The sequence below is a fragment of the Mediterraneibacter hominis genome (assembly GCF_014287475.1).
In the GTDB taxonomy this organism is placed as follows: Bacteria; Bacillota; Clostridia; order Lachnospirales; family Lachnospiraceae; genus Mediterraneibacter; species Mediterraneibacter hominis.
In genome coordinates this window covers 849,651-863,137 of record NZ_JACOPF010000001.1, presented here as the reverse complement: position 1 = coordinate 863,137, position 13,487 = coordinate 849,651, and the positions used below count along the sequence as shown (strand labels likewise).

General features: G+C 32.9%; 16 protein-coding genes. All 16 read left to right on the top strand.

All coding sequences use genetic code 11. From position 1 onward, the window contains the following. Nucleotides 1-11 precede the first annotated feature (11 nt). The 16 genes from H8S37_RS04125 (at nt 12) to H8S37_RS04050 (ending at nt 12,803) form a co-directional block, all read left to right on the top strand. Complete coding sequence (locus H8S37_RS04125; RefSeq protein ID WP_186874754.1) at nt 12-662, top strand: metallophosphoesterase family protein; 651 nt, start codon at nt 12-14, stop codon at nt 660-662. Nucleotides 663-787: 125 nt separating this feature from the next. Continuing rightward, the gene (locus tag H8S37_RS04120; protein WP_186874753.1) at nt 788-1,117 is read left to right on the top strand and encodes a hypothetical protein; all 330 of its coding nucleotides are present in this window, start codon (nt 788-790) and stop codon (nt 1,115-1,117) included. A gap of 61 nt (nt 1,118-1,178) precedes the next feature. Next, nucleotides 1,179-1,493, top strand: a complete 315-nt coding sequence (locus H8S37_RS04115; protein WP_186874752.1) for a hypothetical protein — start codon at nt 1,179-1,181, stop codon at nt 1,491-1,493. Between the two features lie 61 nt (nt 1,494-1,554). Further along, the gene (locus tag H8S37_RS04110; RefSeq protein WP_186874751.1) at nt 1,555-2,109 is read left to right on the top strand and encodes a tRNA (adenine-N(6)-)-methyltransferase; all 555 of its coding nucleotides are present in this window, start codon (nt 1,555-1,557) and stop codon (nt 2,107-2,109) included. A 187-nt stretch (nt 2,110-2,296) separates the two neighbouring features. Next, on the top strand, nt 2,297-4,837 hold the full coding sequence (gene dcm / locus H8S37_RS17215) for a DNA (cytosine-5-)-methyltransferase (RefSeq protein WP_186874750.1): 2,541 nt from the start codon (nt 2,297-2,299) through the stop codon (nt 4,835-4,837). A gap of 39 nt (nt 4,838-4,876) precedes the next feature. After that, nucleotides 4,877-6,043: an RNA ligase family protein gene (locus tag H8S37_RS04100; protein WP_186874749.1), complete on the top strand. Its 1,167-nt coding sequence runs from the start codon at nt 4,877-4,879 to the stop codon at nt 6,041-6,043. A gap of 30 nt (nt 6,044-6,073) precedes the next feature. Further along, nucleotides 6,074-6,307 (top strand): hypothetical protein, encoded by a 234-nt coding sequence (locus H8S37_RS04095; RefSeq protein WP_186874748.1) that lies wholly within the window; start codon nt 6,074-6,076, stop codon nt 6,305-6,307. Between the two features lie 194 nt (nt 6,308-6,501). Beyond that, a complete protein-coding gene (locus tag H8S37_RS04090; RefSeq protein WP_186874747.1) occupies nt 6,502-6,777 on the top strand; it encodes a hypothetical protein in 276 nt (91 codons plus the stop codon). 109 nt (nt 6,778-6,886) lie between these two features. Next, complete coding sequence (locus tag H8S37_RS04085; RefSeq protein ID WP_330604848.1) at nt 6,887-7,687, top strand: DNA-methyltransferase; 801 nt, start codon at nt 6,887-6,889, stop codon at nt 7,685-7,687. A gap of 113 nt (nt 7,688-7,800) precedes the next feature. Then, on the top strand, nt 7,801-8,211 hold the full coding sequence (locus H8S37_RS04080; protein ID WP_186874746.1) for a hypothetical protein: 411 nt from the start codon (nt 7,801-7,803) through the stop codon (nt 8,209-8,211). 262 nt (nt 8,212-8,473) lie between these two features. Continuing rightward, nucleotides 8,474-9,505 carry a DNA-methyltransferase gene (locus tag H8S37_RS04075; protein ID WP_186874745.1) on the top strand — a complete coding sequence of 344 codons (1,032 nt, stop codon included), beginning with the start codon at nt 8,474-8,476 and terminating at the stop codon, nt 9,503-9,505. Further along, nucleotides 9,498-11,006 carry a DEAD/DEAH box helicase gene (locus H8S37_RS04070; RefSeq protein ID WP_186874744.1) on the top strand — a complete coding sequence of 503 codons (1,509 nt, stop codon included), beginning with the start codon at nt 9,498-9,500 and terminating at the stop codon, nt 11,004-11,006. The genes H8S37_RS04075 and H8S37_RS04070 overlap by 8 nt, the downstream gene beginning before the upstream one ends. Beyond that, nucleotides 10,999-11,148: a hypothetical protein gene (locus tag H8S37_RS04065; RefSeq protein WP_186874743.1), complete on the top strand. Its 150-nt coding sequence runs from the start codon at nt 10,999-11,001 to the stop codon at nt 11,146-11,148. Before H8S37_RS04070 ends, H8S37_RS04065 begins: the two co-directional genes overlap by 8 nt. Before the next feature lie 171 nt (nt 11,149-11,319). Further along, on the top strand, nt 11,320-11,580 hold the full coding sequence (locus tag H8S37_RS04060) for a hypothetical protein (protein ID WP_186874742.1): 261 nt from the start codon (nt 11,320-11,322) through the stop codon (nt 11,578-11,580). 173 nt (nt 11,581-11,753) lie between these two features. Next, nucleotides 11,754-11,927 carry a hypothetical protein gene (locus H8S37_RS04055; RefSeq protein ID WP_186874741.1) on the top strand — a complete coding sequence of 58 codons (174 nt, stop codon included), beginning with the start codon at nt 11,754-11,756 and terminating at the stop codon, nt 11,925-11,927. 3 nt (nt 11,928-11,930) lie between these two features. Then, nucleotides 11,931-12,803 (top strand): prohibitin family protein, encoded by an 873-nt coding sequence (locus tag H8S37_RS04050; protein WP_186874740.1) that lies wholly within the window; start codon nt 11,931-11,933, stop codon nt 12,801-12,803. Nucleotides 12,804-13,487 lie beyond the last annotated feature (684 nt).

Sequence of the window (13,487 nt, the reverse complement as noted above, 5' to 3'; positions counted from 1 at the left end):
GGTTGTTATTTATGAGATATTATATTGCAGACAATCATTTCTTTCATACTAACATGAATACTAGAATGGATAAGCGAGGGTTTAAAAGCATGGAAGAAATGAATGAATTCATGCTTCAACAATGGAATTCAAGAGTAAGGAAAAAAGAAGAAGTCATTATTTTGGGAGATCTATCAATTGGTAATGTAGAAGAAACGAATAGGTTGATAGATAAGTTGAACGGTCGCTTATGGTTGTGTATTGGAAATCATGATAAAGCTGTGCTAAAAAGAGAATTTAATAAAGATAGGTTTGAACGGATCGACTATTATATGGAGTTGAATGATAATGGAAGAAAGGTTATATGCTGCCATTACCCAGTGATGTGCTATAATGGACAATTTCGACGAGATAAAAATGGAAATCCAAAAACATATATGCTTCATGGCCATATCCACAAGACTCCAGATGTAGTTGGCGTAGAACATTATAAGGAGTTTGTAAGAGGTTTTCCGAGAATAAGTAGAAGTTCTGATAATCCGTCCCCGGCACCGATTAATATGATTAATTGTTTTTGTATGTATTCAAATTATATTCCTTTAACTTTAGATGAATGGATTAAGATAGAAGAATCTGGGATATCTATTAAAAGTGTACAAAATGATTGGAGACATGATGGGTGAAAACACAAACATTTCTACTAGAATGAAACTGGCTCTTTTGGAATGTAGGATATCTAGTAATTACTGTAAACTACATGGTGGTTTTGCGTTACGAGAAAATATGATACAAAAATGGAGAAGAAAATATGGAAGACCTTATTAAGACACAACACTATAGTTCTGTGGAAGAATATTTACTTGAAAGAATTGCATTGCTCGAAAACGAGAATCAATTACTGTGCAAACAGGTGTGTGAAAGTAACACATATGCAGACAAAAATGTAAGATATCTATATGCAGTGAAGGATCTTGCAACAGGTGATATTATTATGAATAGCAGAGGCGGATTTTATAAGGAATATGAATACGCTGAAAAGAAAACCAAGGTTCTTAATATGAAAAACAATATTAACAAGACATGTAGATATATTGTAATGAGATATAAATTCATTGAAGAAAATACAATGAAAAGTTAATGTTAAATTATAAATAAAATAATAGTAAAAAATCTATTAGCAGAAAGGAAAGTATTAAACAATGTCAATTTTGAAATCGAATAATGGAAAAGAATTAATTGTATCATGCGATTGTGGATGTGATGATGGTGTACATATTAGAATAGAAAAAGATTGTTATGAAGGACTTCCTGATGATACAGATACATACGCATATGTTACTTGCATTGGAGCTAATTGGTATAGAGACCAAGATGAAAAGGTTCATAGTATTATCTGGAAAAAATTAAAAAAGATTTGGGCTATTATTAGAAATAAAGATTTTTACTATTCTGAAGTATGTATGACAAAAGAAGATTTTGATATATTTAAAGAATATATCAACAGTATTGAGTAATGGAGGCAAATAAAACCGTATATGAAATTAAATATTACAACTTTATATTGGAGTAATTGGTATGGGACTTAATATAGGATATCTTTCTTCTGATAGAAGTGATAATGAGCTTTATACGCCATATTATGCTGTCGATGCCATTATTAAATATATTCCAAAAGATAAAATAATATGGTGTCCGTTTGATGAGGAATGGAGTGCTTATTATAATCGATTAAAAGAAAAAGGCTATAGTGTGATTAGGAGTTCTTTGTTAGAAGGAAAAGACTTTTTAAATTATGCACCTGATAAATGGGATATTATTGTAAGTAATCCACCATTTTCTAATAAAGATAAAATATTAAAGAGATTATATTTTTTTAAAAAACCTTTTGCAATATTACTGCCACTAAATTCGTTACAAGGTATTTCAAGGTATAAATATTTTAAACAAGGTATACAACTACTTAGTTTTGACAAAAGAATATCATATCATAATAGCAAAAATATGGGTACACCTGCAAAGGGAAGTCCATTTGCTTCAGCCTACTTCTGTAGGAATTTATTACCCAAAGATTTAATAATTGAAAAGTTAAATGTTTATGAACGTTCATTGTATGATTTTAAAATAACATAGAATAAACTTTTTAAACTTCTAAACAAATATAGATTCTCAGTTGTCAAAGACTAAAATCTAGTCTAAAAATCCATATAATTCAAAATTTAAAGATATGTATATTAAATAATAAAATGAAAGGATTATAAGTAACCAGCTATTTGTATCAGTGTACTTATATAAAAAATAGATGAATAATCAGAATTTGATGAGGAATGGAGGAGGAGATAACATATATTATTCCAACAGTAACAAAAAGAAATTAAAATTTATAGACTTTTTTGCCGGAATCGGCGGTTTCCGGCGTGGAATGGAACTGGCAGGACATGAATGCGTTGGATTTTGCGAGTGGGATAAGTTCGCAACGGCAAGTTACACATCTATGCACTTGATAACCGATGAACAGAGAGAATATTTAAAGACATTACCATTAAAGAAAAGACAAAAAGAAATTTTAAAGGAGGAATACCGTAATGGAGAATGGTACGCAAATGACATTAGAGCAGTACGAGTCAAAGATCTTCCGGCAGTAGACTGCTGGTGCTTCGGAGCGCCTTGTTTTGTAAAAGGGACATTAATCACCACTCATAGGGGAAAAATACCGATAGAAGAAATCCAAAGCGGCGATATGGTTCTCACTCATAAGAATAGATGGCAGCGTGTTATAAAACCAATGGTTAATGTCAAAAGGGGAATATATACTCTAAAAGTGCAAGGAAGTCCGATAACAGAAGTGACTGGGAATCATAGGTTTTATGTAAGAGACAAAATAAAAACATGGAATAATGAACTACGAAAATATGAAATAAAAATTTCCGATCCGTATTGGAAAGAAGTACAAAAATTTGATGGAAATGAACTTATTCAGTTTACTGTCAATAACAACAATAAGAATATTTATGATTTAACAGAAGATGAGTGTTGGATTCTTGGTAGGTATGTTGCTGATGGATATTTAAGAGACAGTAAAAGGAATGACAGACCATCGAGTGATAGAAGAGTTATTTTCTGCATAGGGGACGGAAAGGAAGATGAGTTTAAATCTCGTAGTAAATCGTTCAAGATGCATATATCTATTGGAAAATCAGTTACAAAATATATTATAAAAGACAATAGGTTATTTTCTTTGTGTTTGAAATGCGGACGTGGCGCAGAGAATAAAACAATTCCACAGTTTATTATGGATTTGGACACCGATCATTTAAAGTATTTCCTTAATGGATATTTAAGCGGAGATGGAAGTTACTCATGCGGCGTATGGAAAGCGACGACTATAAGTAAAAAACTTGCATATCAATTGGGCGAATGCGTTTCTAAAGTGCATCATGTTGGATATAGCATTTATTACACAGAGAAGCTAAAACAGCATATTATAGAAAATCGCATTGTAAATCAGAAAGATACATGGCGGATTATTTTCAGACCGAATAGCATAAAAAGCCTATCTTATTTTATTGATGGGTGTTTATGGCAACCAGTAAAAAATATTGAATATAATCCAAAAAGAAAAGAAATTGTGTACAACATGGAGGTAGAAAATGACAACAGCTACACAGCCAACAATATGGGAGTCCACAACTGTCAGGACTTCTCCATCGCCGGAAAACGAGCAGGGCTTGAAGGTGACAGATCAAGCCTTATACGAGAAATTTTTAGACTGCTGGAAGAACAAAAAGAAGAAAACAGACCTGAATGGCTTATCTATGAAAATGTTAAAGGAATGCTTTCTAGCAACAGAGGACTCGACTATCTGTCAATCCTCTCTGAATTGGACAGACTTGGGTATGATATCGAATGGCAAAATATACATAGCGAGTGGTACGTCCCGCAGCACCGGGAGCGGATATACACTGTCGGACATCTTAGAAGATTCGGTAGAGCAAAAATACTTCCTGTCACGGGAGCGGATGGAGAAAATAGTATTCGCCAGATAGGAATGATGGAAAGTAAAAGGAAAAATCCAAATGCTTACAGAGTTTACGACAAAGACGGAATAAGTCCTGCATTAGGAACTATGCAGGGCGGTGGCAGAGAGCCGAGTGTGGGGATAAAAATAAGCGAAGACTTTGAATTGCCAGGCAACAATTATAATCAACACAAAGTTGTTCATGGGAATGGTAGCATTTCAAGAACTATTATTGGTTGCGGACATTCAGGGAATGAGCCGAAGGTTGCGATCCCGGTCCTCACACCAGATAGAGCAGAAAAACGCCAGAATGGACGTAGATTTAAAGAAAATGGAGAACCGATGTTTACGCTGACGGCACAGGATAGGCATGGCGTAGCTATATCACCTTTGGGGTGTCTGAGGACTACAAGAAATGAGTATGGGAAGAAAATAAGAAAAGATTATGAATCAGGGAAATTAAAAGTCAGTAGGCATACATTTCTTGAACACGAAGTAAGAGCAGATGGATGTTCAAACACGATTGATTCGGTGCAAAAGGACAATCTATTTGCATTGAAATGTGATACACATGGTGACTACGGTGATGGAATCTATATTCAGCTTCCGAATGGAGATATCTGTTACGCCGTTTGGTACGAAAAATACCAGTGCTATATAGCAATCCGCCGCTTAACGCCTCGCGAATGTTTCCGCCTGCAAGGATGGACAGATGATTATTTTGAACGCGCAGCGTTTGTGAATAGTGACAGTCAATTGTATAAACAGGCAGGGAATGGTGTGACGGTTCCGGTAGTAGAAATAATTGGTAAAAAAATGAGTGTGCCTACAGAGAATATATAAAATGAATCTTTCATTGTATCTAAAGAAAGGAGTAACTTAATGGCTGAAAGAGCATTAGCACATATTGAAAAAATTGAATGGGTAAAACCGATTGAAGGTGCAGATAACATTGAATTAATTGGTGTATTAGGTTGGGTATGTATCGCAAAGAAAGGCGAATTTAAGCCGGATGATAAGGCTGTTTATATTGAAATTGATAGCAAGTGTCCTGAAAGTGATGAAAGATTCAGTTTTTTGAAATCGAAGCATTACAAAGTAAAGACCATGAAACTTGGCAAATTTAAGGTTATCAGTCAGGGATTGGCACTTCCTATTACATCATTTCCAGAATTATTAGATAAACCAATAGGAACAGATGTAACAACAGATTTGAAAATTATATATTCTTCCTTAGAAGATGTCAGAAGGAAATCCAATAAAGTTGATCCTGAAGCAAAATACAAGTCTATGGCAGTAAGACATAAGGAACTGTTTAAGAATCCAGTGATTAAAAAAATGATGAAGTATAAATCTGGAAGAAAAATTCTATTTCTTTTCTTTGGTAGTCGTAAAAAAGATAATCCTAAAAAGTTCCCAGAATGGATAAAAAAGACAGATGAAAATCGAATTGAAAATTGTCCATTTTATTTACAGTCTGAAGAACCGTGGGTAAAGACAGAAAAATTAGATGGCACAAGTTGTACATTTGCCGTGAATAGACTAAAGAAAGGGAAGGATAAGTTTGAATATATCGTGTGTTCTCGGAATGTGCGCCAAGCAGATCGCAATCAGGAATGCTATCATGAATCAAATATTTATTGGGAGCTTTCTGACAAGTATGATATTGAAAACAAATTAAAAGAGATTGCAATTAAAAATAATTATAATCGTGTTGTAATACAGGGGGAAGGTGTTGGCAATGTACAAGGAAATCCATATAAGTTAAAAGAAAATGACTTATATGTCTTCAATATTGTTATTGATGGAGTTCGTATTGATAACGCATTAATGGAGTACATTTGTAAATTATATGAATTTAAGACAGTTCCAATTATTGATACCAATTATTATCTTCCTAAAACAATGGAAGAGATAAAGTTGGAAGCAGATGGATTTAGCAAGATCAATCCCAAAGTAAGGAGAGAAGGATTTGTATATCGTGATTTATATGGACAACAGAGTTTTAAAAACGTAAGCAGGGAATATCTGCTTAGACATAATAGTTAAGTATATTTTGATTTTAGGAGATGTGATGATATGGAAATAGAAAATATTATTGTTGCAGCTATTTGTGGTTGTATTGCAGGTATAATATTCGTAATATTCAATCCTTTAATGCAGAAATTGTATGAAAAAGCGGATAATTATATTCTTTTACACCTTGATGAAAAACAGAAGAAAATATATATTTTGAGTTCTTTTGTATTTTATGTAATTATGGTCATTATAGGAGTGGCTGTACTGATGAAAAGTTTATTGATTGTATTATAAAATATTTTAATGGATGATGTAACATATATTGTGAGTGAGTTATTAGATTATGCACGAATGATGAATACAATCAGTCCAAAATATGACAAATATCCGAGAAACTTTTTAACAACTCATAAAATTGCATGTCGCAATTATACTCGATTACAACAGCAGTTCTCAGAAAAATTATTCCAGACAAGAATTAAAACAGAGTGAAGATAAATTATACGGATCTAGAATATCAAAAATTTATTGAATATTTTTATTACGATGAAGGATTTAATAAAACATTTAATAATTGGATTGCGGAAAATAAAGTAAATAATGCAAAGCCATCATTAGAACACGCAATTCCAATATCTAAAGGTGGAAGTTGGGAAATTAGCAATTTAAGGATTATCCCTTGGTGTGTAAATAGAGATAAGTTTAATTTCATGCCTGACGAATGGGAGCACATTAGAAATAGTTATTTGACGAAAGAGTGGTGATTAAATATTACGGAAGTTAAAGCGAATAATTTATACAATGGTGACTGTTTAGAGATAATGAAATACATTTCTGACAAATCAATAGATGCGATAATTACAGACCTTCCGTATGGTTAGCCAGACAAAGAGAAACAAATGGGATACAGTGATCCCGTTTAATGATTATGTGATACTTGGCAATAAAATATATTATGAAAAAGATATTATTTCGTTGTTGAAATGTTTCAATCAAGCAGGAGAATATACATTAGAATATGTGCTAGATTGGTTTTATAAAAATAAAAAAGCAGGTCTTTGGACTGAGTATAAACGAATAATAAAAAGTAATGGTGTAATAGTTTTATTTGCAAATGGAATGTTCACGTCAGACTTGATGCAAAGTAACCGTAAATTATGGAGATATAATCTGATTTGGGAGAAATCCCAACCAACTGGTTTTCTAAATGCAAAGCGAATGCCCCTTCGGGCTCATGAAGATATCTGTATTTTCTATAAAACCCCCCCAACATATAATCCACAAAAGACAACAGGTCATGTAAGAAAAATTAGTAAAGCTGAACATAAGGTTGGTTGCAAAGAGACAACCGATTACGGAACTCATGGATTGACTACTTATGATTCGACTGAAAGGTATCCTAGAAGTGTATTGAAATTTCCAAAAGATAGTCAAAAATGTGCCATTCATTCTACACAAAAACCAGTTGCTTTGATTGAGTGGCTGATTAAAACGTATACAAATCCAGGAGAAATTGTGTTGGATAGTTGTGCGGGTAGTATGACATTAGCTATTGCTAGTATGAACACAGGAAGGAAGTATATTTGTATTGAAAAAGATCCAGATATATTTGAAATTGGAAAAAAGAGAGTAGATAGTTATAGGAAAATGAAATGTTGTGTGGAGAAAAAATAAAAGTAATATACTTAATAAATTAGTAAAAGAAATCTTAATTTATTAATTAAAATATTACAATAGAAAATTTGGTAAAGCATAAAGATTAAGATAAGTGATTGGTGGTAGGAAATATGGTAGATAAATTTGTTTTATTGGATGACGTAATAAAAGCGATCGACAAACATACAAATGAAGATGGAATTTTGGATGATGATATTACATGTATTTTAGAAAGCGATGTTAAGCCAGCTATGACATTTGATGTTCCAGGTTCAGATTGCAATAGTTGTATGAAAAAGAGAGTATGTAAGTATTATGATGACTCTAATATTAGAAAAATTATTGATAATCATAACTCGATTATATCAATTAGATGCAAAGAATATTGTAGTGATACAGATATATCAGACACAAAGAATTATAACAATAAGAGAACATGTCTTACATGCAAATATGGCATTCCATATCCACCTCCGCATACATGTGATATATGTACTAGTTTAGATAATGATGAGGAATATTCTATGTGGGAACCAAAGTAGCATTATTGAGCGAGGAATAAATGATACGTAAATAAGGAAAATCACGTAGAAGGGTAGGCGATAAATATATCAGGTACAAATAATTTTGACAATATTTTTGGAGATTTATTTAATAATTATCAGCAACAAAGTTATTCAAAAACAGGTTGATGAAATTAAAAAAAGTGGGATGTAAAGTATTAAGAAATGGAGAAGGGGAACACAAAATTAAGTGAGTGCTTATTGGAATTAATTAATAATATCAACAGAAAAGGAGAGGCGCATGAAGGTAAAAAATACATGGATTAATGGGGACTGTTTAAAAGAACTGAAAAAGATGGATGACGGGTGCGTCGATTTGATTATTACAAGTCCACCGTATCATAATCTTCGAGTATATAGTAATGATCCGAGTGATCTAAGTAACTGTGAATCGTATGAGGAATATTATTACCTGCTCGGTTTAGTTATTGCCGAGTGTCAGAGGGTTCTAAAGCCAGGCGGTAAGTTCTGTATGCAGTATGAAGATTATAATTATACGATTGGTCGAGATGGTCGGAGAGGTAAAGAATCTATTACTGGTGCAATTAATAAAATGTTTACAGATAATGGATTTTGTTTGTGGAGTGAAATCTGTTGGGAAAAATATACGCCACAAAGAGCAATGATTTCAGACGGTTCTCTTTGGTACAGAAACCTTAAGGTTAGAGATACAATCATTGCCGCCAATTTTGGATATGTATATGTATATAAGAAGTCAACAGATGGTCTTATGAGTAGGGAAAGTGGTAGTGATATTACACTGGAAGAATGGGCGACATGGGCTTCTGGCGTGTGGAAGATTCCGAATAGTTCTATCGGTGGTGCAAATCATATGACACCGTTTGCTTATGAACTTTGTCGAAGATTAATTAAGTTATACTCTTGCCCTGGCGATACGATTCTTGATCCGTTTGCTGGTTCTGGAACTTGTAACCGTGCAGCTATTGAAAACCATAGAAATGCAATTGGAATTGAGCTGAAGAAAGAATTTTACGATGCAGCACAGGAAATCTTCAATAAGTGGGATGAGGCAGTATTTGAATCCGATGACTCATATGAAAAAATGTTAGAGCGTTTTAAAGAACAACTTCAGATTGGCGAACTGAACAAAGAAAAGGGAAAAGCTGAAAAAGAAGAAATGAAAGAAATGCGTGATAGGAAAAAGGAACTGTGTGCCGAAATCAAATTGCTTGAAGCACAATTAAATGAGCTGGGTATGAAGAAATCTGAAATAAAAAAACTGAAAGATTCAGTAGGTGATGTAATTGATTGAAATTGAAGTGCCAGTGGAGAAGATACCATATATAAGAACAATAGAGGGAAGACGGTTCAGGGATGGACATTGGTTCTTCCCGGATTCTTCAGCAAAGATTCTAAAACAAGTCGGATTAATAGATAGTCAATTTGAGATTCCAGAGAAACAGACAAGTAAATATGAAACCTCAAAATTTCTGCGAAAGTATCAAGCGGATATTGTGAATGAAGCGTTAAATCATGAGGGATATGGTATCTTTATGGATACGGGGACAGGAAAGACTATAACGGCTTTAGAAATTGCTAAACATATCGGTAAGACATTAGTTCTATGTCCATTATCTGTGATTGAAACTGCCTGGATAGATGATTGTCGTAAGTTCTATCCAGAAATAAAGATTATAAATTGTTGGGGAAATAGTCAAAGTAAACGAATCGAAGCGCTTCATGCAAAAGTAGATGTATACGTAATGAACTATGATACATACAAAATCCTAAAAAATGAAATACGCAAATCTGATTTTCAATGCATGATTGTAGATGAAAGTTCTGTGATGAAAAATATGAAATCACAGATTACAACAGATATTCTATCTATGATTGATGTTATTCCCAGACGCTATGTTCTTAGCGGAACTCCAAACCCAAATTCTAATTTAGAATTATATCCACAAATGAAGTTTGTGCTGCCAGACTTATTCGGTAATTCGTATTACGGATGGCAGGCTACATATTTTCATCAGGATATGGCAAATCCACATGTATGGTATCAAACCCAGGATGATAAAGATAGATTATTTGCGCGATTATCTGAAGGTGCTGTTTTTTTAAAAAAAGAAGATTGCGTTGATTTGCCTCCAAAGGTTTTTGAAATTAAACAATTTGAGATGGGAAAAGAACAAAGTTTGTATTATGACAATATAATGCAAGATATAAAAGACAATATAAATCAGTGGTCGAAATTTGAATTTACAGCTAAGTTAATGAAAATAAGAGAAGTTTTTAGTGGGTTTGTTATTAATAAAGACGCAACAATTTCTACGTTTAAGACAAATAAAGAAGATTTATTAAAACAAACTTTGGAAGAGATAGGGGACAAGCAAGTAATTGTATGGTGTCAGTTTACACATGAAATTGAATCTCTTTCGGAGAAGTTTAAAGGTGTAGGACTTACATCAAAAACAAAGAATCGTGATGAGATCATTCGCGAATTTAAAGAGGGTAATATCAGATTACTTTTTGCTCATCCTAAATTGCTGGGGAAAGGAGTAACCTTTACAAAATGCACCTATAACATTTATTATTCGCTAAGTTTCAGTTATGAAGAATATCGTCAAAGCCAAGATAGAATTCACCGTATCGGACAGGAAAACAAATGTACATATATTATTTTACAAGCGAAGCATACGATTGACGAGACAAAAATCTATAAATGTTTGGAACGAAAAGAGAATATAGTAGATGAACTATATTTAGAGATGGGATTAAAAGTAAAAGAGAAGGAAAAAAATAATGGGTAAGAATAAAAGTAAAAAGAAACAAGTAACGCATTATCAGAAGATGATTAGCAATATGAAAAAATTGGATAATTATTTGAAAGCGGAAATGCTAGTTGCGAAAAAGAAAAAGAGTAATAATAACGATAAACAGAAAGAGAAGTAATTTATGAGAGATTTTCAAAATGTTAATCATAATGATTATTATTCTAATTTTGACAGGAAATATGCTTGCTGGGCTAATAATCATAACGGTTGGAGCAAAGAAGAAGTGGCATAAAATTGCAAAGAAAATTATCAGAAACCAAGTGAGAAAAGAAATTGAAAAGGAACTATTATGACAGAAGAACGGTTAAAACAAGGAAATGAAATAACGACAGAAATAAACGAGTTGGAATGTTTTTTAATAGCTTTTAATGATAAATGTGGTGCAAACGTAATTAAGGCTAAATATGTAAAATGGCGCGATGAATTTTCTGGGAATCAAATGTACGATAAGATATTGGATTTAAGAAAATATACTGAATTATCAAATATGATTATTGATTCCATATCTAATCATATTAAAGAACTGAAAAAACAGTTGAAAGAATTGTGATGAAGCTAATATAGAAGAAATCTACATTCGCTTTAATATTGTATAAAACTGAAAGAATGTATCTCTCACAATTTTCTTAAAAATCATGGTGGCTTCTAAAGCACGATAAATATTTTGAGAAAAAGAATATTGTTTTAAAGGTGGTTCAAAAAGTAAAGAGTGGTGAGTAAATTATGGGAAGATTTTTATTGTTTGTTGGCTTAGTGTTAATTCTTAGTCTAGCGGGATTATTAGTGTATTGGGTGTGGAGCAAAATTGACATATCCATACAGAGAAGAAATAGTTTATTTGAAATTGAAAAAGAGACACATGAAAAAATAAAAGAAGATATCAAGGAGGAAATGTAAAGTATGAAAGCAAAAGTGGTTGGTGTAATTATTGGACTGGCAGTTGTCGGTGCCGCTGCATGGGCTGTTACGGCAGGTACATATGTTGGACAAGGTGAAGTAGGAGTTGTGTATTCAATGAAGAACGGAGTAAAAGAAGAAACTCTTACTCCAGGTTTTCACTTTGTGAGTCCATTTGATAAGGTAAAAGATTATCCAATTGCACAGCAGCAGTTGGTTCTTAGTAACAATCCAGAAGATTACAATGAGGACGAACATGCTGATTGGCATGTAGATGCACCGGCAGATGGTGGTATGGTAAAGCTAAATATGACGGTTAATTATAACTTTATGGCTGATCGGGTGACAAAGCTTTATGAAAAATTTAATGGTATGGACGGGGATCAGATTGTTGATTCTATGGTACAGAATTCGATTATTGCTTATATCAAGGAAGTAACGCCTCAGTTTAGTGTTATGGATATTTATTCTGATAAAAGATCTGAAGTCAGTCAGGCAATTACGGAATATCTCAACTCTAAGTTAAACGACGAATATGGAATTGAAATTTCTTCGGCATTGATTATTGATGTTCAGCTTGATGAAGAACTACAGGCGAAAGTTCAGGCAAAGGAACAGGCAAAGCAGGATGCTGAAAAAGCGGAACTAGATAAGCAGACGGCAATTGCACAGGGAGATGCTGCAAAAGCTAAAGCTGAAGCAGATGCAGCCGTTACAATTACAAATGCACAGGCAGAAGCTGAAGCAAATAGACTTATTTCTGAGTCCATTACTCAGGAACTGATTGATATGAAAGAGGCGGAAGCTCGCATGGAACATGGTTGGGTAACTGTAAATGGAGGCGATGCAGTTGTAACCGATACAAAAGGTGAATAATATGGAAAGTTTAATTCTGGTATTATTGGGATTGATTGTTATTCTGTTATTTTTGTCCTGTATTGGTTTTATAGTTTTTTATATAGTTGCATTTGTTTTTAATGCTATTAGTATAATTACCAGTAGAGAGAATTGGGCATCCAAATGGTTTCATAAAAGATAAACAGTATTGGTTTTCTATACGTAGTATTAAAGCTACGTATAGAATTAGAGAAAGGTGATAAGAGGACAACACAAAACGCATAAATATTTAATAGACTATTGGTATAATTTTTTGTTCGGTATGGCGAATATTCTTTATGGGCTTACCAATTATTCGCCGGTATTATGTGCTTTCAATATGATAATTGGGATTTCAAATTTGATTATTCCATTTTTATTATATTTCTTAAATAAGGTATCAAATAAATACATAAATGCAGATATCAAAAATAAATGAAACATATCTTATATAAGAGATAAAGCAGACGCTGTTATTATTACGGACAGACAGACTGGAGATGTTATTTGTTTTAATAGGTCGGACAAAAGAGAAGATAATAATACAAACTTGTAGTATAAAGAAGAGGATAATAGAATGAAGTAATATTCAGGTAGAGTATCATACTGATGTTATGTCAAATTCTAATGGTTTCATGAACATATCATGTTAAATTGAGTAGTCTTATTCATATAAGTGAGAAG

What these genes read in the sequence shown, in the direction of transcription:
- H8S37_RS04095 (WP_186874748.1), top strand. Translation starts at nt 6,074, where the DNA reads ATGGAAATAGAAAATATTATTGTTGCAGCTATTTGTGGTTGTATTGCA.
- H8S37_RS04060 (WP_186874742.1), top strand. Translation starts at nt 11,320, where the DNA reads ATGACAGAAGAACGGTTAAAACAAGGAAATGAAATAACGACAGAAATA.
- H8S37_RS04120 (WP_186874753.1), top strand. Translation starts at nt 788, where the DNA reads ATGGAAGACCTTATTAAGACACAACACTATAGTTCTGTGGAAGAATAT.
- H8S37_RS04110 (WP_186874751.1), top strand. Translation starts at nt 1,555, where the DNA reads ATGGGACTTAATATAGGATATCTTTCTTCTGATAGAAGTGATAATGAG.
- H8S37_RS04100 (WP_186874749.1), top strand. Translation starts at nt 4,877, where the DNA reads ATGGCTGAAAGAGCATTAGCACATATTGAAAAAATTGAATGGGTAAAA.
- H8S37_RS04085 (WP_330604848.1), top strand. Translation starts at nt 6,887, where the DNA reads ATGGTTAGCCAGACAAAGAGAAACAAATGGGATACAGTGATCCCGTTT.
- H8S37_RS04065 (WP_186874743.1), top strand. Translation starts at nt 10,999, where the DNA reads ATGGGTAAGAATAAAAGTAAAAAGAAACAAGTAACGCATTATCAGAAG.
- dcm (WP_186874750.1), top strand. Translation starts at nt 2,297, where the DNA reads ATGAGGAATGGAGGAGGAGATAACATATATTATTCCAACAGTAACAAA.
- H8S37_RS04125 (WP_186874754.1), top strand. Translation starts at nt 12, where the DNA reads ATGAGATATTATATTGCAGACAATCATTTCTTTCATACTAACATGAAT.
- H8S37_RS04115 (WP_186874752.1), top strand. Translation starts at nt 1,179, where the DNA reads ATGTCAATTTTGAAATCGAATAATGGAAAAGAATTAATTGTATCATGC.
- H8S37_RS04075 (WP_186874745.1), top strand. Translation starts at nt 8,474, where the DNA reads ATGAAGGTAAAAAATACATGGATTAATGGGGACTGTTTAAAAGAACTG.
- H8S37_RS04080 (WP_186874746.1), top strand. Translation starts at nt 7,801, where the DNA reads ATGGTAGATAAATTTGTTTTATTGGATGACGTAATAAAAGCGATCGAC.
- H8S37_RS04050 (WP_186874740.1), top strand. Translation starts at nt 11,931, where the DNA reads ATGAAAGCAAAAGTGGTTGGTGTAATTATTGGACTGGCAGTTGTCGGT.
- H8S37_RS04055 (WP_186874741.1), top strand. Translation starts at nt 11,754, where the DNA reads ATGGGAAGATTTTTATTGTTTGTTGGCTTAGTGTTAATTCTTAGTCTA.